Below are 24,005 nucleotides of genomic sequence, written 5' to 3' on the forward strand. Positions count from 1 at the left end.
GAGTGCCCTCAGGCCGCTGCGGCGATTGCAGGCTTTTCCGAACCGTCGAGCCGCAACCCGAGAATGACGAGATCGCGCTCGACGCCATCGAGCATCGCGACGCGCGGCAGCCTCCCCCACGCGGTGAAGCCGAAGCTCGCGAAGAGCCGCATGCTCGCTTCGTTGTGTCCGAAAACGAAGCCGAGCACGGTATCCACGCCCAGCGACGGCGCCCGGTCGAGTGCTTCCTGCAGCAGCTTCTTGCCGAGGCCCTTGCCGCGCGCGCGTTCATGCAGATAGATGCTGACTTCGACGGTTCGCGCATAGGCGGGCCGGCCATAGAAGTCGGAAAAGCTCAGCCACGCGATGACCTCGCCGCCCTCTTCGACGACCCACAGCGGCCGGGCGTGCGGCCCGTGCGAGTGAAACCAGGCGAGCCGGCTTTCGATGCTGACCGGGTCGAGGTCCGCCGTCACCTGGCGCGAGGCGATCGTCGAATTGTAGATGGCGACGATGGCAGGCAGGTCGTCGAGCGTGGCGTCGCGATACGTGAGGCTCATGGGCGTGGGTCGGAAGATGCAGGAGTCAGTGGGCGAAAATTGCGCGATAGCCGAGGAACAGTTCTTCGAACACGAGCCGCGCGTTCAGCGGATGATTCTCCACCGCGCGCTGGCGCGTGACCGCCTTGATGTAGCGCGCGAGCGCGGCCGGATCGGCGCCTTGCGCGCAGCGGTCGAGCGCTTTGCGCGCGCCGGGGAAATAGCGCGGCCGGCCTGCGGTGCGCTGAGCGAGCAGATCGTAAAGCCAGCGTTGCAGCCAGCCGAGCACCATCGGCACGGGCAGTTTCTGCAGGTTTTCACCGCACGCGAAGGCGTCGCAATTCGGGCCGGCCGCCAGTTGCGCGAGCGTGAAGTCACGCAGCGCACGGTTTTCGCCGCTCGCGAGCGCAAGCGCGGCAAGCGGCGCGCCGCCTGCTTCGGCGAGCAGCGCGGCGGCATCGTCGATGCCTTGTGCGGCGAGCCACGCGCGGGCGTCGCCGGCATTGGGGACGCTCATCGGCCATTGACGGCATCGGCTGATGATGGTCGGCAACAGCCTGTCGATGCGCGCCGACACCAGCAGAAACACGACGCCCGACGGCGGTTCTTCGAGCGTCTTGAGAAGCGCGTTCGCCGCCGCGACGTTCAGCGCCTCGGCGGGATAAAGCAGCACGACACGCAAGCCCCCGCGATGCGAGCCGACGCCGCAGAAGTCGAGCAGCGCCCTCACCTGCTCGATCTTGATTTCCTTGCTCGGCGCGCGGGACTTCTTGCTGTCGCCGTCGTCGGATTTATCGGCGGATGCATCGTCGCCGGCGAGGCCCGCGAGCGCCTCGGGCAGCACGGCGCGGTAGTCCGGGTGATTGCCCTGCGAGAACCACAGACATGCCGGACACGCGCCGCACGGCTCGCCGTTCGCGGCCGGCGTCTCGCACAAGAGGCCCTGCGCGAGATGCTGCGCGAGATGCAGCTTGCCGATGCCCGCTTCGCCGTGCAGCAACAGCGCGTGCGGCCAGTGTGCGCGGAGCTGCTGGATGCGTTGCCAGTCGTCGCTTTGCCAGGGATAGATCATCGGTGCGTAATAAAGTCAGAGTCCGGCGACGACGTCTTCCAGCCGCTTGCGGATGGTATCGATCGGCTCGGTCGAATCGACGATCACGAAGCGCTCCGGCGACTCCGCCGCGCGTCGCAAATATTCGGCGCGCGTGCGCTCGAAGAACGCCTCCGACTCGCTTTCGAACTTGTCGGGCGCGCGGGCGGCCGAGCGGCGTTCGCTCGCGGTATCGGTCGGCACGTCGAAGAGCACGGTCAGGTCGGGATGAAAACCGCCCTGCACCCAGCGCTCCAGCGCCTCCAGCTTGTCGCGCGGCAGGCCGCGCCCGCCGCCCTGATAGGCGAACGTCGCGTCCGAGAAGCGGTCCGACAGCACCCAGTCGCCGCGTGCGAGCGCCGGCTCGATGACTTGCGCGAGGTGCTCGCGGCGCGATGCGAACATCAGGAGCGCTTCGGTTTCGAGGTCCATCGGCTGGCTGAGCAGGATACCGCGCAAGGTTTCGCCGAGCGCGGTGCCGCCCGGCTCGCGCGTCATCACGACATGGCGGCCGCTCGCGGCGATTCGCTCGTCGAGCCGCTGGCGGAACCAGTCGAGATGCGTGGTCTTGCCCGCGCCGTCGATGCCTTCGAACGTAATGAACTTGCCACGCGCCATCATTGACCCCGGATGTACTTGTCGACGGCCCTGTTGTGGTCGCCCAGATTGTCGGAAAAGAAGCTGCTGCCGTCGCCGCGCGACACGAAATACAGCGCGCTGCTCGTCGCGGGATTCAGCGTGGCGTTCAGCGCGGCCACGCCCGGTAGCGCGATCGGCGTCGGCGGCAGGCCCATGCGCGTGTAGGTATTGTACGGAGTGTCCGTTTGCAGGTCTTTTTTCTTCAGACGACCGCCGTACGCCGGGCCGAGGCCGTAGATTACAGTCGGGTCCGTCTGCAGCGGCATGCCGATGCGCAGCCGGTTCGCAAATACGGCTGCGACGAGCGGCCGGTCCGCCGCGCGCCCCGTCTCTTTCTCGACGATCGACGCCATGATCAGCGCGTCATACGGCGTCTTGTAAGGCAGGTTGGGCGCGCGCGTGCTCCACGCTTCGGCGAGGCGGCGCTGCATCGTGCGGTAGGCGCGCTTGTAGACGGCGAGATCGCTCGTGCCCTTGTCGAATAGATAGGTGTCCGGGAAGAAAAGCCCCTCGGCGGACATCTTGTCGACTTCGGTCGCGCCGATCGCCCTCAGGATGTCGATGTCGCTCATGCCGGCGGTATCGTGCGCGAGCGCGGGATTGCCGTCCAGCTCGCTGCGCATTTTCTGCAGCGTCCAGCCTTCGATGACCGTCGCCACGTATTCGTTCACATCGCCGCGGGCGATTTTCTGCAGCACTTCGTAGGGCGTCACGCCGCTCTTGAACGCATAGTTGCCCGATTTGAGCTGCGCCGACAGGCCGAGCACGCGCGTCATCAGCACGAAAAGCTCGGGCTCGACGGGCACGCCGCCGCGGTTCAGTTGCGCGCTCACGCTGCGCAGGCTGCTGTGAGGCTTGATGGTGACGTCGAGTTCGGCGGGGGAAAGCGTCATCGGCCGATTGGCCCAGTAAAACACACCGCCTGCGACGGCTGCTGCGAGCATCGCGACGAACACCATCGCCACGAAGCATTTCTTCAGGAAGGTCATGCGAAACACGCTTGGGGTAAGACCAATATAATAACTTGCCCGCCTGCGTGAAGGCCGGACGCGTCCGAATCACCTTGCACGGATGCCCCGCCGCTACGCCGGCATCGACTCTTCCCGACACAATGACCCTCCAGACTCCTTCCCTCGCCGCCGCCGATTTCGAAGCCGTCCGGACCGCGGGCGTGTTCATTCCGCTCACGCAGTTCGGTGTCGTCGACGTCAAAGGCGAAGACGCCGCCGCCTTCCTGCACACGCAACTGACGAACGACGTGCAGCATCTCGACGCATCCACCGCGCGCCTTGCGGGCTATTGCTCGCCGAAGGGCCGCCTGCTCGGCTCGTTCCTGATGTGGCGCACGTCCGACGCGGTGCGCCTGCTGATTTCCGGCGACATTCAGGCGCCCGTGCAAAAGCGCCTGTCGATGTTCGTGCTGCGCGCGAAGGCCAAGCTGTCGGACGCGACGGCCGACGTCGCCGCCGTAGGCTTCGCGGGCGATGTTCGCGCGGCGCTGTCCGGCATCTTCGACGCGCTCCCCGACGGCATTCACGTCAAGGTGGAAGGCCCGCATGGCGCGCTGATCCGCGTGCCGGATGCAGCCAGCCGCCCGCGCTTTCTGTGGGTCGGCCCGAAAGCCGATGTCGAAGCCAGGCTCGCGAGCCTCGGCGAGAAGCTGCACCGTGCGCCCGCCGCGCTCTGGGACTGGCTCGACATCCACGCGGGCGAGCCGCGCATCACGCAGGCGACGGTCGAGCAGTTCGTCCCGCAGATGGTCAATTTCGACGTGCTCGGCGGCGTGAATTTCAAGAAAGGCTGCTATCCGGGGCAGGAAGTGGTCGCGCGCAGCCAGTATCGCGGCACGATCAAGCGGCGCACCGCGCTGGCGCGCGCCGCAGCCGCGACGCCCGGCGCGGAGCTTTTTCATTCCGCCGATCCGGGGCAGCCGTGCGGGCTCGTCGTGAACGTGGCGCCGTCGGAGACCGGCGGGGTCGATTGTCTCGTCGAGATCAAGCTGGCCGCGCTCGATGACGGCGCGGTGCACGTCGGTTCCGCCGATGGTCCCGCGCTCGAATTCCTGCCGCTGCCGTACGCGTTTCCGTCGGACGTCTGAGCGCGTATGTGCCTCATCGTTTTCGACTGGCAGCCGGACGCGCAGGCCGACGCGCGGACGCCCGGCGAGCGCGCCTTGCTGACGCTGGCCGCCAATCGCGACGAGTTCTTCCGCCGCGACGCCGAGCCGATGCACTGGTGGACCGACACCCCCGGCGTGCTCGCGGGACGCGATCTGACGGGCGGCGGGACCTGGCTCGGCGTGAGCCGCGATGGCCGTTTCGCCGCGCTGACGAACTTTCGCGCGCCTGCCGAGATGCGCGCGGACGCGCCCACGCGCGGCGCGCTGGTCAGCGCGTTCCTCGCGGGCGAACGCGTCGCGCCGCTGGATTATCTGGAGCGCGTCGCGGCACGCGGCCATCGCTATAACGGGTTCAACCTGCTTTGTGGCGATTTCACGCGGCGCGAGCTGGGCTGGTACGGCAACCGCGCCGACGCGCCGCCCGCGCTGCTGGAGGCGGGCGTGCACGGCCTGTCGAACAGCTTGCTGAATACGCCGTGGCCGAAACTCGTCGCGCAACGTGACGCGCTTGCCGACCTGATTCACGCCGATGAACATCCGGCGCTCGACGTGCTGATCGATACCCTGCGCGATCCGCGTATCGCCGACGATGCGCTGCTGCCGTCGACGGGCGTATCGGTCGAGCGCGAGCGTGTGCTGTCGGCGGCGTTCATCGAGACGCCCGAATACGGCACGCGCAGCACGACGGCGCTGCGCGTCACGCCGACGGCGCGCGGGATGTCGATTCGGATCAAGGAACGCAGCGATGACGATGGCTCGCATCGCATCGTGCGGCCGGGCAGCTTCGAGCGGGCGTTCGAGTTCGATATCGATGCGTAGCTCGCGGCCGCGCTTATCGCTTGCGCTGGAGCGTCCGGAAGGCGAAGAACAGGAGCAACGCGGTGGGTAAATCGACGGTGGCGAGAAGCGGCATTGGATCGACCCATTTGTCCATGTTGGCGGTGCGCGAGTAGTACGGCGCGCCGCTGCCGTACGCTTCCAGAAGGTTGACCGCGTTGAAGACTGCGACGAATGCGAGAAGCAGAAGGGCAAATGCCCTGCGGTATTTGGTGTCCCGCGAGAAACCGCTTCCCGACCAGTGTTTGCGACGATTCACCCCAACGCCGCCCTCAACGCCGTCACCGCATCCGCGTGCGCCCGCGCCACTTCGGGCACGAATCCGCCCATCTTGAAGAACTCGTGGATCATGCCTTCATAACGCGCGAGCGTCACGCGCACGCCGGCCGCTTCGAGCTTCGCGGCATATGCGATGTCCTCGTCGTAGAGCGGATCGTGGTCGGCCGCCGCGATCCGAGCCGGCGCGACGCCCGCGAAATCCGGCTGGCCGCCCGCTGCATCGAGCGGTGCGAAACGCCAGTCGTCGCGGTCGCGCTCGTCGCGCAGATATTGCGCGAAGAACCATTGAATCGTTTCCCCCGACAGCAGATACCCTTCGGCCAGCCGCGCGTGTGACGCACTATCCTGCCGCGCGCTCGTGCCCGGATAGATCAGCAGTTGCAGCCGCAGCGGGATGCCGGCATCGCGGGCCAGCACCGCACAGACAGTCGCAAGCGTGCCGCCCGCACTGTCGCCGCCAATCGCGAGCCGCGCCGCATCGATGCCCAGAAGCGGCGCTTCGCGCGCGAGCCATTGAAGTGCGTCGAAGGCATCGTCGACGGCGACAGGAAAACGATGCTCGGGCGCGAGCCGGTAACCGACCGATACGACCGCGCAGCCCGCATCGCGCGCGAGCGTGCGGCAAAGGGCGTCGTGAGTCGCGATGCTGCCGACGGTAAAGCCGCCGCCATGCAGATACAGGAGCGCCGCCGCCGGCTCCGCCCAACTCGGGGCGACCGGATGATAGACGCGCACGCCGATTTCATTGCCGTCGCGCGTGGCGATCCGCAGGTCTTCGACGCTGTGCATCGGCAGCGGCGCGATGTCGAGAATCGGCGCGCTCATCGCATAGGCGGCGCGCGCTTCGGCCGGCGTCAGCGTGTGATACGGCGGACGGTTCGCGCGCGCGACCATTTCGAGGATCTGCGCGATCTTGGGATTGAGCGGCATCGGAGAAAGAAGCGTTCAAAGGGCACGATGATGCCACGACCGTCCTAGTCCGAGCGATTCGCTTCCCTTCTCAACGACATCGGATCGGTCGGGCTGCGCAACTGCGCGATGTCGTCGAGGCGCAGCCGGATCGACGACATGATGTTCGGATGCGTGATGACGTAAAAGCGCCCTTCCCGCACGGCGTCGAAAGTGAGCGCGGCAACGTCGCGCGACGATAGCCGCCCGCCTTCCACCGCCCGCGTCAGTTGCCGCGCCGCCATTTTCTGCGATGCCGTCGGCGGTGCATCGTTGGCGAGCGTCGCGGGGCGCGCGCGTTCGGCATCCGCGATGCCCGTCGGCACGAAGGCCGGGCACAGCAAGGACACGCCGACCGGCGCACGCGCGAGCCGCAGATCGTGATACAGCGTCTCCGTCAGCCCGACCACCGCATGCTTCGACGCGTTGTAGACGCCCATCGCGGGCGCGGCGAGCAAGCCCGCCACCGACGCCGTATTGACGATATGCGCGGGCTCGCCCTGCTCCAGCATGATCGGCTTGAAGGCGCGCAGGCCGTTCGCGACGCCCATCACATTCACGCCGAACACCCATTGCCAGTCTTTCGGGCTGTTCTCCCAGACGAAGCCGCCTGCGCCGACGCCCGCATTGTTGAAAAGCAGATGCACGCCGCCGTACGCATCGAGCGTGGCGCGGGCGAGCGCATCGACCTCGCTCGCATCGGATACGTCCGTGCGTACGCCCAGCGCCTGCCCGCCTTGCGCGCGCACGGCATCGACGGTGGCGGCGAGCGCGGCATCGTCGATATCGGCGAGTGCGAGCTTCATGCCGAGCGACGCACCCATGAGCGCGAATTCACGGCCGAAACCGCTGCCCGCGCCGGTGATGACGGCTACCTTGTTCTCGAAGCGATCCAAGCGTTCTCCAGGGTGTTGTCGCACAGACAGGACAAGCCGCGATCATCGCGGCTGACGGCGAAGCTCGTCCTCGCCGGCGACACGCACGCCGGCGATCCCGAGCGTTCGGGCATCACGCCTGTATGCCGATGGCCTCGCGCAGCAGTTCCGCGAGCTTCTCGTTTTCTTCGATGCGGATCTGCTCGATCGCGACATCGTCGGCGCTGCCGGCGTGTTCCGCCCAGCGCCGCCGTTCCTGCGCGAGGATGATGCGCTCGTGAACCGCGCGAATGGCGCTCCAGATGCCGTCCTCGGTGCGCTTCGCGTTGCCCTCCTCGAGCGACAGGCTCGTGAACGCGTGACCGGTATGGCAACGATAGCGAAGCGGCTGCTCGTCGCGCATGCGCCAGAGCGTGCCGGAACAGTTGGGGCACGTGAGCGCCGAACGCTCGCCGATCTGGTCCAGTTCCTCCGGCGGGACCACGCCCTTGTTGCCGATCTGTACTTCCCGGTCCAGGTCGGGTCGGGTACTCACTTGGACCTCCTCGCGCCCCCTGGCGCCTCTCACTGCAGCGTCGACCACGCCCGCGAGTTCGTCGATTTTCACCACCGCATCGGCGGACGTCGCCGCCAGCGCGCTGCGCGGCATCGATGGCGCCTCGCAATCGGCGGGGTCCTGCACGACGCAGTAACCGCCGCGCGCACGCACGGCGGCGAGTCCGGCGGCGCCATCGTCGAGATCGCCGCTCAGCACGACGCCCACGACGCGCGGACCGAATTCCATCGCGGCCGAGCGGAACAGCGGATCGGCTGCGGGCCGCGCGAAGTTCTCCGCGGCCGTGTCGAGCAGACGCACTTTGCCGCCCAGCAATATCATGTGCCGGTCCGGCGGCGCCACATAAATCTGCCGGCGTTCGAGCCGCTCACCTGACTTGGGATGCCGGGCTGGCAAAACGCCCCATTCAGTCAGCATCTCGGGAAACACGCTCTTGTGCCGGCCGATATGCAGCACGATGCACACGGCCGCAGGAAAATCAGCTGGAAACGCCGCGATCAGTTTTTTCAGGACTGGAATGGCGCCACGGGATGCCGCGATGACCACAATGTCTCGATGATCCATGGACCCTCCTTTGGGTCTTTGAAGCAATCCGTGCGCCGGTTATCTGCGCATTCCGGAACGAGTCCATGTCGCCTTTGGGGCTCGCGGTACGGGGAGCAGGTGAATCGGCATGGCGTCGCACGCATCGCCGATCGCGTCGGCAACGAGGCGGCCATGTGACTGGTCCAGCCTGGCCGACGCTCCCGATGACGACTGCGCGCGAGGCCGCTGCCGGGAGCAGCGGCGGCCTCGCTGTTCATGCTGCGCTGTCGCTTCGCGGACGGCTGCCGTCTCGCGCGACAACCGTGCATAGCGTTTCGAGCAATTGATTGAAGTCGAGCGGCTTCGCCAGATGCGCGTCGAATCCCGCGTTTTTCGCGGCCTGCACGTCTTCCTCGCGGCTGTGTCCTGTGAAGGCTATGGCGGAAACGCTCGCCCATCGGGGGTCCGCGCGCATGCGGCGCATGAGTTCATAGCCGTTCATGCCGGGCAACGAGATATCGGACAGCACCACGTCGATGGTTCGCTCCGCCTGCAGTTCCAGTGCTTCGGGCGCGCTCGTCACGCCCGTCACCGACGCGCCCTCCAGTTCCAGCAGCGTCGTCAGCGAAGCGACCGACTCGCGGTCATCGTCGACAAGCAAAATCTGCAAGCCCGCAATCGTCTCGCCGCCCTTGCCGCGACGCTCGAGATACGCGCTCTCGTCTTCCATTCTCGGAAGCCAGACGGTCATGGTCGCGCCGAGACCGGGCCCGTCCGAGCGCGCCTGCACGCGTCCGCCCTGCATTTCCGCCAGTTGCTTGACGAGCGCGAGGCCGATGCCCAGACCGCTTCGCGAGCGATCGCGCACGCCCTGGCGGAACATGTCGAAGATATAGGGCAACGTTTCCGGTTCGATGCCCTGACCGCTGTCCGACACGTCGATGCGATGCATGCGGCCGTCGCGGCTCAGGCGCAAGTCGATGCGTCCGCCGTGGTCGGTGAACTTGATCGCGTTCGATACGAGGTTCCAGATGATCTGCTCGCAACGGGTCGGGTCGGCCATCGTCGTGGCCGGGCGCGCGGGAATGCTCGTCGTCAGCGTGATGCCCCGCACGTGCGCGTCCTGTTCCACCGTATCCGCGACGTTCGCGAAGATCGCGGCCAGGTCGACGGTGCTGAAGTTCAGCGCCAGCTTGCCGGTCTGTATGCGCGACCAGTCGAGCAGGTCGTCGATGATCTGCGCCTGACTGCGCACCGCCTGGCGAATCCACCACGCGGCGTCGCGCACCGCTTCGATGTCGCGCGTCTGCGGCAGCCGGGGCAGGATTTCCGCCTTCACGCCGATCAGATTGAGCGGGTGCTTGAGCTCGTGCGACAGCACCGCGATGAATTCGTCCTTCATCTGGCTGGAAGTCGACGCCTGTTCCCGCGCCGCCTGTTCCTTGAGCAGCGCCTCACGGTTCGCGTCTTCGCGCAGCTTGCGCTCGGTCAGGTCGCGGACGATCTTCGCGAAGCCGGTGAACGAGGCGTCGACGATGGGCGTCACCACGCCGCTGCAAAAGATGCGGCGACCGTCCTTGGTCACATGCCACCGATCGTCGTCCGCGCGGCCGTCCCTCGCCGCGGACTCGCGCTCTCTTTCCGGCACCATCGCCTGACGGTCGTTCGCTTCGTAGATGAACGCGATGTCCTGTCCGGCCACCTCGCTCTCGGTATAGCCGAAGATGCGTTCGGCGCCGGCGTTCCAGCTTACGATCGCACCCTGGCTGTCCTGCACGATGATCGCGTAGTCCTTCGTCGACTGCGCGACGAGCCGCAGCCGCTGCTCGTTGGTGCGCGCGGCTTCTTCGGCCTGATGACGCGCCGTCACATCGATCAGCGTGATCACCGCGCCGTCGATGTGATCGTCCGCCGTGCGATACGGCAACAGGCGCATCAGATACCAGCGCCCCGTCTCGCTCTCGATCTCGCGCTCGGTCAGCTGCAGCGACTGGAACGACTGCCGGACATCGTCGGCGAGCGTCGGGTAGCGCAGCGAATGCGTGATGTCGAAAAGCGAGCGGCCGAGGTCGGAATCGATCAGCTTGAAGATGGCCGTCGCGCTGGGCGTGAAGCGCTTCACGCGGATTTCCTTGTCGACGAAGACCGTCGCGATCTCGCTCGACGCGATGATGTTATGCAGGTCGTCGTTCGCCTTGGCGGTGTCCTCCATGCGCGCCTGCATCTCGGCGTTCGCGGTCGTGAGCTCCTCGTTGACCGACTGCAGTTCTTCCTTGCTGCTTTCGAGTTCCTCCGAGGTCGACCGCAGTTCCTCGTTGATCGCCTGCAATTCCTCGTTCGACGCCTTCAGCTCCTCGACCGATGTTTCGTATTGCTCGATGACCGTCGCAAGCTGCTCGCGGCTGTGCTGCAACTCGTGTTCGAGCTGCAGCAGCACCGGGTCCTGGCCGCCTTCTGCCTGCTCGTCGTCCGTCATGTGGCCGGCGACTTCATCGAAGACGACGAGCAGGAATTCCGCGCCCGCGACCTGATCGAAGAACGGCCGCACCGTCATGCTCACCCACGACACACGCGAGTCATGATGCCATTTGACGCGGCGCGCCTCCACGCTCGTGCCCGTTTGTAGCGCGCGGAAAATCGCGGTGCGCAACTCGAGGCGCAAGTCCGGCAGCACCAGCGCGATGATGTTGCTCGTCAGCTCGCCGCCGGTATGGCGCAGGAACGTGCCCGCGTTATCGGAGAGATGAACGAGGTTCGAGTCGCGATCGATGACCACGCTCGGCGGCGCGTATTGCTCCAGCGCCCGCTGATGCAGTTCCGCATACGAGAAGCTGCGCTGCGCCGGGCTTGGCGGCGGCTGATGCATCGCCGACGCGCCGGCGCGCTCCTCCACCTTGGCCGCGCCCGTGTGAAGCGGCGGAAAGTTGACAGCCGGCTTCGCGCGATTGGCGACTGCCTTCGCCCGATAGATGCGGTTTTTCTTGTCGACGACGGCGAAGAGATCGTCGGCGGCGTCGGCCGATTCCGCCGTGCCGAGGAAAAGCACGCCGTTCGGCCGCAGTGCGAAATGGAACAATTCGAGAATCTGCCGCTGCACCGTGCGATCGAGATAGATCAGCACGTTGCGGCAGGAAATCACGTCGAGATGCGAGAACGGCGGATCGCGCATCAGACTGTGCGCGGCAAAGAGGATGCGCTCGCGCACCGCCTTGACGATCTGGTAGTGACCGCCCTCTTTCACGAAATACCGCTGCAGCAAGTCCGGCGGCACGTCGCTCGCGATCGACACGGGATACCTGCCGGTTCGCGCACGCACGATCGCAACTTCGTCGATGTCGGTGGCGAAGACCTGAATTGTCCGGGTCGACGACGCGGCATCGCGCGCGCGCGCCAGTTGCAGCGACAGCGAGTAGGCTTCCTCGCCCGTCGAGCAGCCCGCGACCCACACGCGGACCTGCGTTTCGTTCGCGCCGCCGGTGTGCTCGCTGAAAAGCCCGCCGATGACTTCGCGCTCGAGCGAATCGAACGCGTCGCGATCGCGGAAGAACTGGGTGACGCCGATGAGCATGTCGGCCAGCAAGGCGGTAGCTTCCTCGCCGTTGGCGCGCAGGAAGTCGCGATACGCGAGCAGATCGCGCTGACCGTTCACCTGCATGCGTCGCTCGATACGCCGCAACACGGTGGCGCGCTTATAGGGCCGGAAGTCGTGGCCCGTACGCACGCGCAGATGCATCAGGATATCGGCGAGCGCGCGCTCCGGGCCGTCGTTCGCTAAGCGGCGCGCGTCCGGCGGCGCGCTCAGCGCTTCGATCTGCTGCGCACGGATGAGCCGGGCGTCGTTCCACAGGTCGAGCAGGCGCTGCGGCAGCTCGGGTGCGGGCAGCGCGATATCGACGTGGTTCGTCGCGATCGCCTGCCGCGGCATCTCGGGATATTCGGCATCGTCCGGTGTCTGGGCGAGCGTGATGCCGCCCGCTTCCCTGATGCGGCTCAGGCCCGACGCACCATCCGCGCCGGACCCGGACAGCACGACGCCGATGGCGTGCGCGCCATGCGCATCGGCAAGCGTCCGGAAGAAATGATCGATGGTGAACAGCGCGGATTTCGAAGTATCGCGCCCGCTGACGCGAAGGCAGCCGTCGGACATCTCGAGCTGCTTGCCGGGCGCGATCACGTAGACGTGATTGCTTTCGATGGCGATTGCGGAGCTGACCTGATGCACCGGCATGCCGGTGGTGCGCTGCAGGATGTCGTGCAGGTGGCTGATCCTGTCCGACGCCAGATGCAGGATCACCACGAACGCCATGTTCATGGTCGTCGGCGCATGTTCGAAGAAGGTCTGCAAAGCCTCGACACCGCCGGCGGACGCCCCGATGCCGACTACCGGGAACGGCAGATCGCTCGTAACGACCGCGCGCTCCGGTTCTGCCTTGCGACCCGGCGGGTTCTGACGTGCCATACGTGCTTCTCCTCGTTCCTGTCCTTGCCGCGTGCTGTAATCGGCGAATCGCAGCGCGAGACGCATCTGCTCGCGCGCCCCTTGCGGTTTCCATGACCCGGCGCGATCTTACCTTTTCGAACGCCTGCCAGCGGCGCATCTTTCGTTATACGACTATCTTAGATGCGGTCGAAACGGGTTGTCATTCCTTTGCGCGCCGTCGTGCGTCGCCCGCCGGTTCGGAGGGCGAACGAGCGCGAAGCGAGCGCCGTGCGCGCAAGTGAGTGAATTGTAGTTAAGCGCGGCCGGAACAAAACGCTTATTGCATGAACGGGCGCCGGGCGTTCGCGTCAGGCGTCGCTCGGTCCGGGCGTGGCTTGGCGGTCGGAACGCAGCTTCTGCCTGACGACGTCACGCCCGACCGCGAGCCGCTTCATGTACTTGAAGGTCCCGAGCGCCTTTGCGACGAAGTGCCCTTCGCTGTCACGGATTTCGCCTTCGCAATAGGCCATCGTCGTGGAGCGGTGCAGCACGCGGCCGTAACCGCGCAACTCGCCGCGCCCCGGCTGCATGAAGTTCACTTTCATTTCGACGGTCACGACGCCGACGCCGTCGCCTGCCACGCTGCGCGCCGCGATGGCCAGCGCGGCGTCGAGCAGGGTCATGGTCACGCCGCCATGCGCGATGCCCCACGTGTTCAGATGCGCCTCGCCGAGCGGCAGGCGCACTTCGCCCTCGCCGTCGACGGCTTTGACCAGTTCCACGCCGAGCATGTCGATGAACGGGCTTTCGAGCGCCGGGCCGTGGCTTTTCCGGGTATGTCGAGTATCGGTCATCGCAGTCACACTTCGTAGTCGACGCACTGGCGCGCTTCGCGAATCGCCGCCACGAAGTCCTTCAAGGCCAGATGCCGGGGATGCTTCTGATAGGCGTCGAGCGAGGCTTTGTCGTCGAAATCGGAGACGAGCACGACGTCGTACGTGCAATCGAAACCCGGCTGCGCGGTGCCGACTTCGAAGTGCCCTTGCCCCTTCACGATGCTGCGGCAGGTCTCGAGCTTCGCTTTCAGCTTCTGCGCATTCTCAGCGCGGTCCGCGCCCTCTGCGAAGTCTTTCAGTTTCCACATGACGATGTGACGCAGCACGGCGGCTCCTGTTGTCTGGCGAAGCCAGAAGCGTAGCAAATCCTCGTTGCCGGCGGCGCTTCACGCCACGTTCACATGCGCCGACTGGATGCGTGCGACGCCCGCCGCCCGCATGTCGCTCCATGCCTTGTCGAGCGAGCCGTTCAGGTCGATGGCGCGGCACGCGTCGTCGATCACGCTGGCCTCGAAACCGGCGGCGCGCGCATCGAGCGCGGACCACGCGACGCAATAGTCGGTGGCGAGACCCGCGAGCCAGATGCGCTTCGCCCCGACATCGCGCAGATAACCGGCGAGACCCGTGGGCGTCGTGCGGTCCGCTTCGAGGAACGCCGAATAACTGTCCACGCTCTCGTGATGGCCCTTGCGAACGATCAGCCGTGCGTGCGGCACATCGAGATCGCGATGCAGCGCCGCGCCCGGCGATCCCTGCACGCAATGCGCCGGCCACAGCACCTGTTCGCCATAGGGCATCGGGATCGTCTCGAACGGCGCGCGGCCCGCGTGATTCGCCGCGAACGATACATGCGCCGCCGGATGCCAGTCCTGTGTCAACACAACGTGCGAGAACGCCCCCGCGAGCCGGTTGATGACCGGGACGATTTCGTCGCCACGCGCGACGGCGAGCGCGCCGCCGGGCATGAAGTCGTATTGCACGTCGACGACGAGAAGCACATCTTCCACAGGTTTCATATCAGTCGCATCAGGCGTTGAAGCGGCCGTTCGAGGCCGCGAGTCGGATGAGGAGCGCGGCTGGCTGCCACGCGTCGCCGTTGGGCTGTCCGGCGTACCGGCGGATCGCGCGCTCGACGTTCGACAGACCGATTGCGTCGGCGTGAAACATCGGGCCGCCGCGCCATAACGGGAAACCGTAGCCGGTCAAATAAACGATGTCGACGTCCGATGCCTTGCTCGCGACGCCTTCCTCCAGAATCTTCGCGCCTTCGTTGACGAGCGCATACACGAGCCGTTCGACGATCTCTTCATCGCCGATACTGCGCCGCTCGACGCCCTGCTCCTTCGAATACGCGACGATCATCTCGTCGATCATGGGCGATGGTCTTGCGTCTCGCGAGCCGTCCGCATAGTCGTACCAGCCCGCGCCGGTCTTCTGCCCGAAGCGCCCGGCCTCGCAAAGCCGGTCCGCGATCCCTGGATAACGCATCTGCGGCTGATCGCGATAGCGCCGCTTGCGAATGGCCCAGCCGATGTCGTTGCCTGCGAGATCGCTCATGCGAAACGGACCCATCGCGAAGCCGAACTGCTCGATGGCGCGATCGATCTGCGCGGGCAGCGCGCCTTCTTCGAGCATGAAAAGCGCCTGACGAACGTATTGCTCGATCATCCGGTTGCCGATGAAGCCGTCGCACACGCCCGAGACGACCGCCGTCTTCCGGATCTTCTTCGCGAGCTGCATCACGGTCGCGAGCACGTCTTTCTGCGTCTTCGCGCCGCGCACGACTTCGAGCAGCTTCATCACGTTCGCGGGGCTGAAGAAGTGCATGCCGACGACGTCGCCCGGGCGCTTCGTGAAGGCGGCGATCCGGTCGAGATCGAGCGTCGACGTGTTCGATGCGAGGATCGCGCCGGGTCTTGCGATGTCATCGAGCTGACGGAACACGCGCTCTTTCACGCCGATGTCTTCGAATACCGCTTCGACGATGAGATCGGCCTCTGCGAGATCGCCCCAGGCGAGCGTCGGCGTGATGAGCCGCATGCGGGCTTCGACCAGTTCGTGCGTGAGCCGGCCTTTCTTCGCTTGCGCTTCGAAGTTGCGGCGAATCGTGGCGACGCCGCGGTCGAGCGCGACGCGATCGGTGTCGAGCAGCACGACCGGCAAGCCCGCCTCCACGAAGTTCATCGCGATGCCGCCGCCCATCGTCCCCGCGCCGATGACACCGACGCGCTCAATCTTCCGCACCGGCGTGTTCGATGGCACGTCGTCGATCTTGCCCGCCGCACGCTCGGCGAAAAATGCGTGCCGCAAGGCCCGGCTTTCGGGCGTCTGCACGAGCGCGAGAAAGCATTCGCGCTCGAACGCGAGCCCGCGCTCGAAACCTTCTTTCACGCCGCGTTCGATGGCGTCGATGCACTTGTGCGGCGCCGGAAAATGCTTTGCGGTGAGCGCGATCTTTTCACGCGCAAGACGGATGACGCCGTCGGCGTTCGCGTGCCCGATAGCGCGGTCTCGGACCTTCGGATGCGGGCCGTCTTTTTCGGCTACGCGCGTGGCGAAGCGCACGGCGGCATCGAGCAGATCGCCTTCTGCCAGTTGGTCGAACAGCGCGGTTTGCGCGAGTTGTTCCGACCGGACCGGCGTGCCCGACACGATCATGTCGAGCGCGGTTTCGAGACCGACCGCACGCGGCAGACGTTGCGTGCCGCCCGCGCCGGGCAAGAGGCCGAGCTTGACTTCGGGCAGCGCGATCTGCGCACCGGGCGATGCGACGCGGTAATGCGCGCCGAGCGCGAGTTCGAGGCCGCCGCCCATCGCGATGGCGTGTATGGCGGCGATCACGGGTTTTTCGCTGTTCTCGACGGCCTTGATGACGGTGGCGAGCGTCGGTTCCTGCGTGGCTTTCGGCGTGTTGAATTCGGTGATGTCGGCGCCGCCCGAGAACGCCTTTCCCGCGCCGATGATGACGACGGCGGCCACGTTCGCATCGTCGCGCGCCCGCTCGACGCCTTCGACGATGCCAAGGCGCGTCGAATGCCCGAGCCCGTTGACGGGCGGGTTGTCGAGCGTGATGACGGCGACGTTGTCGCGGATGGTGTACTGCACGGGCATGTATCGCTCCTTGGGGTGACGCCGATGGCGCATTGTGGGCGGATGGGGGGAATAATCAAGGGGGGCGCAGCTTCATTCCTCCAGTGTGCGCGGTTCGGCTGTGGCCCTCATCAACTGTTTGAGCCCCGGCTGTCCGCGAGCCATCAGATTGAAAACCGCGACGCCCGGTCGCCGGGCGAATTCGTCGTCGAGCTTGAATTCGAACTGGTCCGCCAGTATCGGCATCGCGAGCTTCCCTGCGACAGCGGCCCGCTCCTTTCGGGTTCGACTTCGCGAACCGATAACATCTGTTCGTCTTCGAGACAGGTGAGACCACGGAATACGTCTGACGCATTCCCGTCAGACGCCTTGGCGCCTAAGAATCGTTTTCGACGTTGCCAGGAAGTCGGCATCGCCATGCTTGCACACGTGCATTCGGTCATACGGACAAGCGATGCTCAACGCGGTTCTCGGCCGTCTACAAAGTGATCGCATTACCTTTCCCATCAGTGATCTGCAGAAACTCTCGCAGCTCCGGATATTGCGTTGCAAACCAGAGCAATGCGCTCCCGCCGAACCGACGCGCGTATTCATCGTCGATTGGCTGCTGTGGTCCCACATCATGTTCCGCCATCAGATTCATCCTTACATCCTTCAGCAATCGGGAATCGACGAATCCGGTCTTGAAGGTCTTACTGTCCGGATCATAGTAGGCAACGAAGTGTTCGATCATAGGTATCCTCGGCAGGCTTGATAGGCTTCAAACGCCCGTTGTTTGCAGGTTAGATAAGTGCGGGCGTCACCGCCATACATCTTGCTCAAAGCATTGCAGTAGGTCATGCGTGCCTCGTACATCGCATCGCATTCGGCTTCATCCGCATCGGACAGACCTCGTGCCGCTAGCTTGACTGCGTCGCCGAGCGATGTCGCTGGCCCATACCGCAATGCTTGCGCTCCATCCGACAACGAGCGCGCTGCTGTCACGGCTGGCGATATCCGCATATCTTGTCTGATCGTCTCGACACAGGCCCGCAATTCGTCCTGTCTCGGCACGAAGATCAATCTGCCCTGTTTGACCGCATCGAGCACGGCCTGAATTACCTCACCGCGCTCGCGCAGTTCGACACGCAGCCCGCGGCAACAATCGATACGCCCGAGCACTGCCCGTAAGTCGGAGGTGGACGCCGAAAGAAAGACTATCTGACTGTGCGCCAGAAACGCCGCACGCGCCGCCGCCATCGCCCGTCCGATGTCGGCGAGCTCATCGCGTGTGACTTCAGTGAAATGCCGGCTGGTCGCGAAAAGGCCGAAGCGTTCGAAATACGGTGGAAGATAGAGCATGGTCCTTGCTGACCCCTCGCGTGTCGCCAAGAGGTCAACATGGTCGCTCTGGAAGACTGTTCTTCGCTAGTGACTTAGTCCGAATCTGCACTGCCTTCGGTACGACACCGCTAAACCGCCCTCTCCTCCACTCCCGGCAGCACGTGCTCCCGATACAACTCCCGCAGCCGCACCTTCTGCAGCTTGCCCGTAGCCGTATGCGGCAACTCGTCGGCGAACACGACGTCATCAGGAATCCACCACTTCGCGACCTTGCCTTCGTAGTACGCGAGCAGTTCCTCCCGCGTGAGCGTCGCGCCGGGACGCAGCACCGCGACGATCATCGGACGCTCCGTCCATTTCGGATGCGAACACGCGATGCACGCTGCCTCCGCCACCTGCGGATGCGCCACCGCGATGTTCTCCAGATCGATCGAGCTGATCCATTCGCCGCCGGACTTGATCACGTCCTTGCTGCGATCGGTGATATGCATGAAGCCATCTGCATCGATGGTCGCGACATCGCCGGTCGGGAACCAGCCGTCGACGAGCGGCGATTCATCACGCCGAAAATAACGGTCGATGACCCATGGTCCGCGCACGTGCAGATCGCCGAACGATTCGCCATCCCAAGGAAGTTCGCGGCCATCGTCGCCGACCACTTTCATATCGACGCCAAAAAGCGCATGTCCCTGCTTCTCGCGCGATACCCGCTGCTCCTCAGGCGTTCGCTGCTTCTGCCTGAAACTCAGGCGCGCGAGCGTGCCGAGCGGCGACATCTCCGTCATGCCCCACGCGTGGATCACTTCGACGCCGTATTCGTCTTCGAACGTGCGCAGCATCGCCGGCGGACAGGCGGAGCCGCCGATCACCGTGCGCTTCAACGTCGAAAAACGCCTGTTGTCCTGCTTCATGTAGGCGAGCAGGCCGAGCCATACCGTCGGCACGCCCGCCGAAAACGTGACGCCTTCGGCTTCCATCAACTCGTAGAGCGACTTGCCATCGAGGTCCTTGCCGGGAAACACGAGCTTCGCGCCGACGAGCGGCCCCGCGTGCGGAATGCCCCACGCGTTGACATGGAACATCGGCACGACAGGCAGGATCGCATCGCTCGACGATGCACCCATCGCATCCGGCAACGCCGCGCCATACGCATGCAGCACCGTCGAGCGATGCGAGTACAGCGCGCCCTTCGGATTGCCGGTCGTGCCCGACGTGTAGCAGAGAAACGATGCCTGGCGCTCGTCGAGCATCGGCCATTCATAGACGCCGTCGTGCGGCGCGATGAGGCTCTCGTAGCTCATCACCGGCACGCTCATGTCGCCGAGATGCTCGGCGATGCACGCAGCGTCGCCGAGCGCGATCCAGCCTTTGACGTTCGGGCAATGCGGCGCGATGTTCTCCACGAGCTGCCGGAAGGTCATGTCGAAGAACACGTAGGAATCGTCGGCGTGGTCGATGATGAACGCGATCTGATCCGGAAAGAGACGCGGGTTGATCGTATGGCAGACGGCGCCCATGCCGCTCACGCCGTAGTAACACTCGAGATGCCGGTAGCCGTTCCACGCCAGCGTGCCGATGCGCTCGCCCGCCTCGACGCCCAGCGCAAGCAGCGCCTGCGCGAGCCGCTTCGCCCGCTTCTCGCAGTCGCGATAGGTATAGCGATGGATATCGCCTTCGATGCGGCGCGACACGATTTCCGTATCGCCGAAATGCCTCGATGCGTGAGACAGCAGGGACGATGCAAGCAGCGGTACATCCATCATCTGACCGTAAAGCGGTGCCGCCATAGGTGATGTCCTCGACGAGTGGAATGCGGTTGGCTACACGATGAATGCAGCCATGAGGGCCGTCCTGCAGGCCCGCGGGCGCGGAATTACAATATCGTTTAACTTTGAGGCGCTCAACATGTCGTTTTCCCCAAGCAATGCGGTGCGCGCAACGACCGGCGAAACCGATGAATTCTCGTCTCACGCGCAATCCTTGCAGCGCATCGCCAATGCGATCCAGAGCGGCCGTCCCGGTTCCTTCGCCGCGCTCGGTCCCGCGTTCCTGACCCGTCTTCCCGCCACGCCCGTTCCCGACCCGTATGTCGTCGCCGTTTCACGCGAAGCCGCCGAATCGCTCGGCTTCGACGCTCGCCTCGCCTCGGGGCCGGAGCAAGCCGCGTTCGCCGCATACTTCGCGGGCAATCCGACGCCCCAATGGCCGCGCGAAGCCATGCCCTACGCCGCCGTGTACTCGGGGCATCAGTTCGGCGTGTGGGCGGGCCAGTTGGGCGACGGGCGCGCGATCACCCTCGGTGAAGTCGAGCATGCGGGCGCGCGGCTCGAAGTGCAACTGAAGGGCGCGGGCCGCACGCCCTATTCCCGCATGGGCGATGGCCGCGCAGTGTTGCGTTCGTCGATCCGGGAATTTCTGTGCTCGGAGGCGATGCATCATCTCGGCATCCCGACGACGCGCGCGCTCGCCGTCATCGGGTCCGACTTGCCGGTGCGGCGCGAGACCATCGAGACCGCCGCGATCGCCACGCGCATCGCGCCGAGCTTCGTGCGCTTCGGTCACTTCGAGCATTTCTATTCGAACGATCGCGTCGACGAGCTGAAGGCGCTGGCCGATCACGTCATCGACCGCTTTTATCCGCAGTGCCGCGATGCCGACGACTCGTACCTCGCGCTGCTCGACGAAGCCGTGCGCCGCACCGCTGACCTCATGGCGCACTGGCAGAGCGTCGGCTTCTGTCATGGCGTGATGAACACGGACAACATGTCGATTCTCGGCCTCACCATCGACTATGGCCCGTTCGGTTTCATGGACGGCTTCAACGCGCATCACATCTGCAATCACTCGGATACGCAGGGCCGCTATTCGTACAGCCGCCAGCCGCAAGTCGGGTACTGGAATCTGTTCTGTCTCGCGCAGGCGCTCGTGCCGCTGTTCGGCGCGAACCTGCCGGAAGAAAGCCGCGCGGAACGCGTGGTGGAAGAAGCGCAAAAGGTGCTGGAGCGTTACAAGACCGCGTTCGCGCCCGCGCTGGAAGCGAAGATGCGCGCGAAGCTCGGGCTGGAAGCCATCCGCGATGACGACGACAAGCTCGCCAACGGCCTCTTCGAAATCATGCATGCGAATCGCGCGGACTTCACGCTGACGTTCCGCAATCTGTCGAAGGTGTCTAAGGCGGATGCGTCGAACGATGCGCCCGTGCGCGATCTCTTTCTCGATCGCGCCGCATTCGACGCGTGGGCAGTGCAATATCGCGAGCGGCTGGCGCACGAATCGCGCGATGATGCGTCGCGCGCGGCAGCGATGAATCGCGTGAACCCGAAGTACGTGCTGCGCAATCATCTCGCCGAACAGGCGATTCGCCAGGCGAACGAGAAGGACTTCTCGGAGGTCGAACGTCTTCTGGACGTGTTGCGCCGCCCCTACGACGAACAACCGGAGAACGAAGCCTACGCCGGCCTGCCGCCGGACTGGGCGAGCGATCTCGAAGTGAGTTGTTCTTCGTAGAGCCGCCCCATCTTCGTGATCCAGGGAACGAAGGACACACAAAGGAACGATATGAACAGAGACGACACTCCCGGCGCGACCGAGTATCCGCTGCAGAAAGACGATGCCGCCTACCGCAGCGAACTCGACGAGATGCAGTATCGCGTGACGCGCCACGCCGCGACGGAACGGCCGTTCACCGGCGAGTACTGGGATCATTTCGAGCGCGGCATCTATGACTGCGTGTGCTGCGGCACGCCGCTTTTCGAGTCGGATACGAAGTTCGATGCCGGCTGCGGCTGGCCCAGCTATTTCAAGCCGATCAACGGCGAAGTCATCGAGGAGAAGACCGACCGCTCGCACGGGATGTTGCGCATCGAAGTGCTGTGCAAGAACTGCGGCGCGCACCTCGGGCACGTGTTCGAGGACGGCCCCGCGCCGACCGGCTTGCGGTATTGCATCAATTCGGCTGCGCTACAATTCGAACCCAAGTAAAGGGCTCGCCGCATCGACGCGTTCGCATCGCGTTTCATCCACGCCCGCTTTTTCGAGCGGGCGTTCGTTTATCGATGCTTTATCGATGCTTGTCGCTGCTTGTCGCTGCTTGTCGCTGTTCGCTGCATCGTTTCGCACCCGCACCCTCCGATGCGCACCACTACCGGACGCCAATGAAATTCCTGTTCGATCTGTTTCCGATCATCCTCTTCTTCGTCGCATTCAAGATCTGGGGCATCTACACGGCGACGGCCGTGACAATCGCCGCAACGCTCGTGCAGATCGCGTGGGTCGCGTTCCGTCACCGCAAGGTCGACCCGATGCTGTGGGTCAGTCTCGGCGTCGTCGTCGTGTTCGGCGGCGCGACACTCGTGCTGCATAACGACACCTTCATCAAATGGAAGCCGACCGCGCTCTACTGGCTGTTTGCCTTTGCGCTGATCGTCGCGCAGGTCGGCTTCAGAAAGAACCTGATCGAAGCGATGATGGGCAAGCAAATCGTGCTGCCGCATCGCGTCTGGGGACAGCTGAATGTCGCCTGGGCGGTATTTTTCGCGCTGCTGGGCGTCGTGAACCTGTTCGTCGCGTACAACTTCACCACGGATCAGTGGGTCAACTTCAAGCTTTTCGGCGCGACGGGCTGTCTCGTGCTGTTCATCGTCGCGCAGAGCTTCTGGCTCGCGAAGTACATGAAGGAGGACAAGCAATGAGCGATTCGTTCGACTTCGTGAACGCCGGCGCGCAGGACAAGATCGCGCATCTCGAAGCACGCCTCACCGCCGCGCTGGATCCTCAGGCCGTGCATATCGAGGACGACAGCGCCGCCCATGCGGGCCATGCCGGTGCGGCCGCGGGCAGCCATTACACGGTGACGATCGCGTCGGAACGCTTTGCCGGCAAGGCGCGCGTGGCGCGGCATCGGCTGGTGTATGATGCGCTGGCCGATGAAATGCGGCGCGGCGTGCATGCGCTCGCCATCCGGGCATTCACGCCGCAAGAGTTCGCAGAACAATTCCAATGAATGCGCGGCCTGCCGGTTCGCTCGGACCGGCGCCTGGTTTATCTTCGCTAATCTCGCCTGTTTAGGCGTCAGTTTGCTCAGTTAGGAACCTCCGATGACTTTGAATAAAACCCGCGTCTGGGTGTTGCTCGCGGCATTCGCGGCGGCTCCCGCGTTTGCGCAAAATATCGCTGTCGTCAACGGCACGCCGATCCCCACGGCGCGCGCCGATGCGCTCGTGAAGCAACTCGTCCAGCAGGGTCAGCAGGATTCGCCGCAACTGCAGCAGGCCGTGCGCGAGGAACTCATCAACCGCGAAATCCTGATGCAGGAAGCCGCACGCGAAGGCATCGCGACGCGCCCGGACGTGAAGGCACAGATCGCCGTCGCGCAGCAGACCGTCGTGCTGCGCGCGCTGATCGAGAATTTCGCCAACAAGAACAAGCCGACCGATGCCGAAGTGAAGGCGCGTTATGACCAGCTCGTGAAGCAGACAGGCGGCGGCAAGGAACTGCATCTGCATCACATCCTCGTGGAAGACGAGGCGCAGGCGAAAGACCTGATCGCGAAGATCAAGGGCGGTGCGAGCTTCGAAGACCTCGCGAAGCAGTATTCGAAGGATCCGGGATCGGGCAAGAATGGCGGCGATCTCGACTGGTCGTCGCCGTCGGCCTACGTGCCGGAATTCGGCGCGGCGGCTGAGAAGCTCAAGAAGGGCGAAATGACGGCCACGCCGGTGAAGACGCAATTCGGCTGGCACATCATTCGTATGGACGACAGCCGCGAGATCGCCCCGCCGCCGTACGATCAGGTGAAGGCGCAGATCGCGCAGCAGATGCAGCAGCAGAAGCTGCAGGACTTCGAGGAAGAGTTGCGGAAGAAGGCGGTCATCAAGTAAGCGTCCTTCAGCAGTTCATCGATGTGACAAAGCCGCCCTCGGGCGGCTTTGTCGTTCGTGCGTTCGCGCGC

General features: G+C 64.9%; 24 protein-coding genes. 7 read left to right on the forward strand and 17 right to left on the reverse strand.

Annotated elements, in window-relative coordinates:
* Nucleotides 1-8: 8 nt before the first annotated feature.
* From P9220_RS10945 to mltG, 4 genes are read right to left on the reverse strand one after another with little or no spacing between them, the layout of a single operon-like run.
* Nucleotides 9-539, reverse strand: a complete 531-nt coding sequence (locus P9220_RS10945; protein WP_309764860.1) for an N-acetyltransferase family protein — start codon at nucleotides 537-539, stop codon at nucleotides 9-11.
* Between the two features lie 25 nt (nucleotides 540-564).
* Nucleotides 565-1,590, reverse strand: a complete 1,026-nt coding sequence (locus P9220_RS10950; RefSeq protein ID WP_309764861.1) for a DNA polymerase III subunit delta' — start codon at nucleotides 1,588-1,590, stop codon at nucleotides 565-567.
* 15 nt (nucleotides 1,591-1,605) lie between these two features.
* Nucleotides 1,606-2,226 carry a dTMP kinase gene (gene tmk, locus P9220_RS10955; RefSeq protein WP_309765467.1) on the reverse strand — a complete coding sequence of 207 codons (621 nt, stop codon included), beginning with the start codon at nucleotides 2,224-2,226 and terminating at the stop codon, nucleotides 1,606-1,608.
* Complete coding sequence (gene mltG / locus P9220_RS10960) at nucleotides 2,226-3,236, reverse strand: endolytic transglycosylase MltG (protein WP_309764862.1); 1,011 nt, start codon at nucleotides 3,234-3,236, stop codon at nucleotides 2,226-2,228. Before mltG ends, tmk begins: the two co-directional genes overlap by 1 nt.
* 122 nt (nucleotides 3,237-3,358) lie before the next feature.
* Between mltG and P9220_RS10965 the strand changes: the two genes are divergently transcribed.
* Together P9220_RS10965 and P9220_RS10970 are read left to right on the forward strand one after the other, a co-directional pair.
* Nucleotides 3,359-4,345, forward strand: coding sequence for a folate-binding protein (locus P9220_RS10965; protein ID WP_309764863.1), 987 nt, complete (start codon nucleotides 3,359-3,361; stop codon nucleotides 4,343-4,345).
* Between the two features lie 6 nt (nucleotides 4,346-4,351).
* The gene (locus tag P9220_RS10970) at nucleotides 4,352-5,185 is read left to right on the forward strand and encodes an NRDE family protein (protein WP_309764864.1); all 834 of its coding nucleotides are present in this window, start codon (nucleotides 4,352-4,354) and stop codon (nucleotides 5,183-5,185) included.
* Between the two features lie 13 nt (nucleotides 5,186-5,198).
* Here P9220_RS10970 and P9220_RS10975 read toward each other — a convergent pair whose 3' ends face one another.
* The 13 genes from P9220_RS10975 to P9220_RS11035 form a co-directional block, all read right to left on the reverse strand.
* Complete coding sequence (locus P9220_RS10975; protein ID WP_309764865.1) at nucleotides 5,199-5,462, reverse strand: hypothetical protein; 264 nt, start codon at nucleotides 5,460-5,462, stop codon at nucleotides 5,199-5,201.
* Nucleotides 5,459-6,412, reverse strand: a complete 954-nt coding sequence (locus tag P9220_RS10980) for an alpha/beta hydrolase (RefSeq protein ID WP_309764866.1) — start codon at nucleotides 6,410-6,412, stop codon at nucleotides 5,459-5,461. The genes P9220_RS10975 and P9220_RS10980 overlap by 4 nt, the downstream gene beginning before the upstream one ends.
* A 44-nt stretch (nucleotides 6,413-6,456) precedes the next feature.
* Nucleotides 6,457-7,326: an SDR family oxidoreductase gene (locus P9220_RS10985; RefSeq protein ID WP_309764867.1), complete on the reverse strand. Its 870-nt coding sequence runs from the start codon at nucleotides 7,324-7,326 to the stop codon at nucleotides 6,457-6,459.
* Nucleotides 7,327-7,438: 112 nt separating this feature from the next.
* A complete protein-coding gene (locus P9220_RS10990; protein WP_309764868.1) occupies nucleotides 7,439-8,425 on the reverse strand; it encodes a chemotaxis protein CheB in 987 nt (328 codons plus the stop codon).
* Between the two features lie 235 nt (nucleotides 8,426-8,660).
* Entirely contained in the window at nucleotides 8,661-12,845 is a 4,185-nt protein-coding gene (locus P9220_RS10995; RefSeq protein ID WP_309764869.1) for a CheR family methyltransferase, read from the reverse strand.
* 329 nt (nucleotides 12,846-13,174) lie between these two features.
* Nucleotides 13,175-13,660 (reverse strand): PaaI family thioesterase, encoded by a 486-nt coding sequence (locus P9220_RS11000; protein ID WP_309764870.1) that lies wholly within the window; start codon nucleotides 13,658-13,660, stop codon nucleotides 13,175-13,177.
* A 5-nt stretch (nucleotides 13,661-13,665) separates the two neighbouring features.
* Nucleotides 13,666-13,968 (reverse strand): Dabb family protein, encoded by a 303-nt coding sequence (locus P9220_RS11005; RefSeq protein ID WP_309764871.1) that lies wholly within the window; start codon nucleotides 13,966-13,968, stop codon nucleotides 13,666-13,668.
* Between the two features lie 60 nt (nucleotides 13,969-14,028).
* Complete coding sequence (gene pncA, locus P9220_RS11010) at nucleotides 14,029-14,658, reverse strand: bifunctional nicotinamidase/pyrazinamidase (protein ID WP_309764872.1); 630 nt, start codon at nucleotides 14,656-14,658, stop codon at nucleotides 14,029-14,031.
* 10 nt (nucleotides 14,659-14,668) lie between these two features.
* The gene (locus P9220_RS11015; protein ID WP_309764873.1) at nucleotides 14,669-16,753 is read right to left on the reverse strand and encodes a 3-hydroxyacyl-CoA dehydrogenase NAD-binding domain-containing protein; all 2,085 of its coding nucleotides are present in this window, start codon (nucleotides 16,751-16,753) and stop codon (nucleotides 14,669-14,671) included.
* Between the two features lie 72 nt (nucleotides 16,754-16,825).
* Nucleotides 16,826-16,978: a hypothetical protein gene (locus P9220_RS11020; protein ID WP_309764874.1), complete on the reverse strand. Its 153-nt coding sequence runs from the start codon at nucleotides 16,976-16,978 to the stop codon at nucleotides 16,826-16,828.
* A 232-nt stretch (nucleotides 16,979-17,210) separates the two neighbouring features.
* Entirely contained in the window at nucleotides 17,211-17,465 is a 255-nt protein-coding gene (locus tag P9220_RS11025; RefSeq protein ID WP_309764875.1) for a hypothetical protein, read from the reverse strand.
* Nucleotides 17,462-18,073 carry a hypothetical protein gene (locus P9220_RS11030; protein ID WP_309764876.1) on the reverse strand — a complete coding sequence of 204 codons (612 nt, stop codon included), beginning with the start codon at nucleotides 18,071-18,073 and terminating at the stop codon, nucleotides 17,462-17,464. Before P9220_RS11030 ends, P9220_RS11025 begins: the two co-directional genes overlap by 4 nt.
* A 110-nt stretch (nucleotides 18,074-18,183) precedes the next feature.
* Nucleotides 18,184-19,842 carry a 3-(methylthio)propionyl-CoA ligase gene (locus P9220_RS11035; protein ID WP_309764877.1) on the reverse strand — a complete coding sequence of 553 codons (1,659 nt, stop codon included), beginning with the start codon at nucleotides 19,840-19,842 and terminating at the stop codon, nucleotides 18,184-18,186.
* A gap of 118 nt (nucleotides 19,843-19,960) precedes the next feature.
* On the opposite strand from P9220_RS11035, the gene P9220_RS11040 reads away from it, so the two are divergent.
* The 5 genes from P9220_RS11040 to P9220_RS11060 all read left to right on the forward strand — a co-directional run bounded on the left by P9220_RS11040 (nucleotide 19,961) and on the right by P9220_RS11060 (nucleotide 23,934).
* Entirely contained in the window at nucleotides 19,961-21,562 is a 1,602-nt protein-coding gene (locus P9220_RS11040) for a protein adenylyltransferase SelO family protein (protein ID WP_309764878.1), read from the forward strand.
* Nucleotides 21,563-21,613: 51 nt separating this feature from the next.
* Nucleotides 21,614-22,036 (forward strand): peptide-methionine (R)-S-oxide reductase MsrB, encoded by a 423-nt coding sequence (msrB, locus tag P9220_RS11045; RefSeq protein WP_309764879.1) that lies wholly within the window; start codon nucleotides 21,614-21,616, stop codon nucleotides 22,034-22,036.
* Between the two features lie 173 nt (nucleotides 22,037-22,209).
* Nucleotides 22,210-22,746, forward strand: coding sequence for a septation protein A (locus P9220_RS11050; protein WP_309764880.1), 537 nt, complete (start codon nucleotides 22,210-22,212; stop codon nucleotides 22,744-22,746).
* Nucleotides 22,743-23,057 (forward strand): BolA family protein, encoded by a 315-nt coding sequence (locus P9220_RS11055; RefSeq protein WP_309764881.1) that lies wholly within the window; start codon nucleotides 22,743-22,745, stop codon nucleotides 23,055-23,057. The genes P9220_RS11050 and P9220_RS11055 overlap by 4 nt, the downstream gene beginning before the upstream one ends.
* 94 nt (nucleotides 23,058-23,151) lie before the next feature.
* Entirely contained in the window at nucleotides 23,152-23,934 is a 783-nt protein-coding gene (locus P9220_RS11060) for a peptidylprolyl isomerase (RefSeq protein ID WP_309764882.1), read from the forward strand.
* The last annotated feature ends 71 nt before the right edge of the window (nucleotides 23,935-24,005 follow it).

Origin of the sequence: Caballeronia sp. LZ016 (genome assembly GCF_031450805.1) — a bacterium.
Classification (GTDB): domain Bacteria; phylum Pseudomonadota; class Gammaproteobacteria; order Burkholderiales; family Burkholderiaceae; genus Caballeronia.

Coding starts and splice junctions, on each gene's coding strand:
- P9220_RS10945 (WP_309764860.1), bottom strand. CDS start 539: ATGAGCCTCACGTATCGCGACGCCACGCTCGACGACCTGCCTGCCATC.
- P9220_RS10950 (WP_309764861.1), bottom strand. CDS start 1,590: ATGATCTATCCCTGGCAAAGCGACGACTGGCAACGCATCCAGCAGCTC.
- tmk (WP_309765467.1), bottom strand. CDS start 2,226: ATGGCGCGTGGCAAGTTCATTACGTTCGAAGGCATCGACGGCGCGGGC.
- mltG (WP_309764862.1), bottom strand. CDS start 3,236: ATGACCTTCCTGAAGAAATGCTTCGTGGCGATGGTGTTCGTCGCGATG.
- P9220_RS10965 (WP_309764863.1), top strand. CDS start 3,359: ATGACCCTCCAGACTCCTTCCCTCGCCGCCGCCGATTTCGAAGCCGTC.
- P9220_RS10970 (WP_309764864.1), top strand. CDS start 4,352: ATGTGCCTCATCGTTTTCGACTGGCAGCCGGACGCGCAGGCCGACGCG.
- P9220_RS10980 (WP_309764866.1), bottom strand. CDS start 6,412: ATGCCGCTCAATCCCAAGATCGCGCAGATCCTCGAAATGGTCGCGCGC.
- P9220_RS10990 (WP_309764868.1), bottom strand. CDS start 8,425: ATGGATCATCGAGACATTGTGGTCATCGCGGCATCCCGTGGCGCCATT.
- P9220_RS10995 (WP_309764869.1), bottom strand. CDS start 12,845: ATGGCACGTCAGAACCCGCCGGGTCGCAAGGCAGAACCGGAGCGCGCG.
- P9220_RS11000 (WP_309764870.1), bottom strand. CDS start 13,660: ATGACCGATACTCGACATACCCGGAAAAGCCACGGCCCGGCGCTCGAA.
- pncA (WP_309764872.1), bottom strand. CDS start 14,658: ATGAAACCTGTGGAAGATGTGCTTCTCGTCGTCGACGTGCAATACGAC.
- P9220_RS11015 (WP_309764873.1), bottom strand. CDS start 16,753: ATGCCCGTGCAGTACACCATCCGCGACAACGTCGCCGTCATCACGCTC.
- P9220_RS11020 (WP_309764874.1), bottom strand. CDS start 16,978: ATGCCGATACTGGCGGACCAGTTCGAATTCAAGCTCGACGACGAATTC.
- P9220_RS11025 (WP_309764875.1), bottom strand. CDS start 17,465: ATGATCGAACACTTCGTTGCCTACTATGATCCGGACAGTAAGACCTTC.
- P9220_RS11030 (WP_309764876.1), bottom strand. CDS start 18,073: ATGCTCTATCTTCCACCGTATTTCGAACGCTTCGGCCTTTTCGCGACC.
- P9220_RS11035 (WP_309764877.1), bottom strand. CDS start 19,842: ATGGCGGCACCGCTTTACGGTCAGATGATGGATGTACCGCTGCTTGCA.
- P9220_RS11040 (WP_309764878.1), top strand. CDS start 19,961: ATGTCGTTTTCCCCAAGCAATGCGGTGCGCGCAACGACCGGCGAAACC.
- msrB (WP_309764879.1), top strand. CDS start 21,614: ATGAACAGAGACGACACTCCCGGCGCGACCGAGTATCCGCTGCAGAAA.
- P9220_RS11050 (WP_309764880.1), top strand. CDS start 22,210: ATGAAATTCCTGTTCGATCTGTTTCCGATCATCCTCTTCTTCGTCGCA.
- P9220_RS11055 (WP_309764881.1), top strand. CDS start 22,743: ATGAGCGATTCGTTCGACTTCGTGAACGCCGGCGCGCAGGACAAGATC.
- P9220_RS11060 (WP_309764882.1), top strand. CDS start 23,152: ATGACTTTGAATAAAACCCGCGTCTGGGTGTTGCTCGCGGCATTCGCG.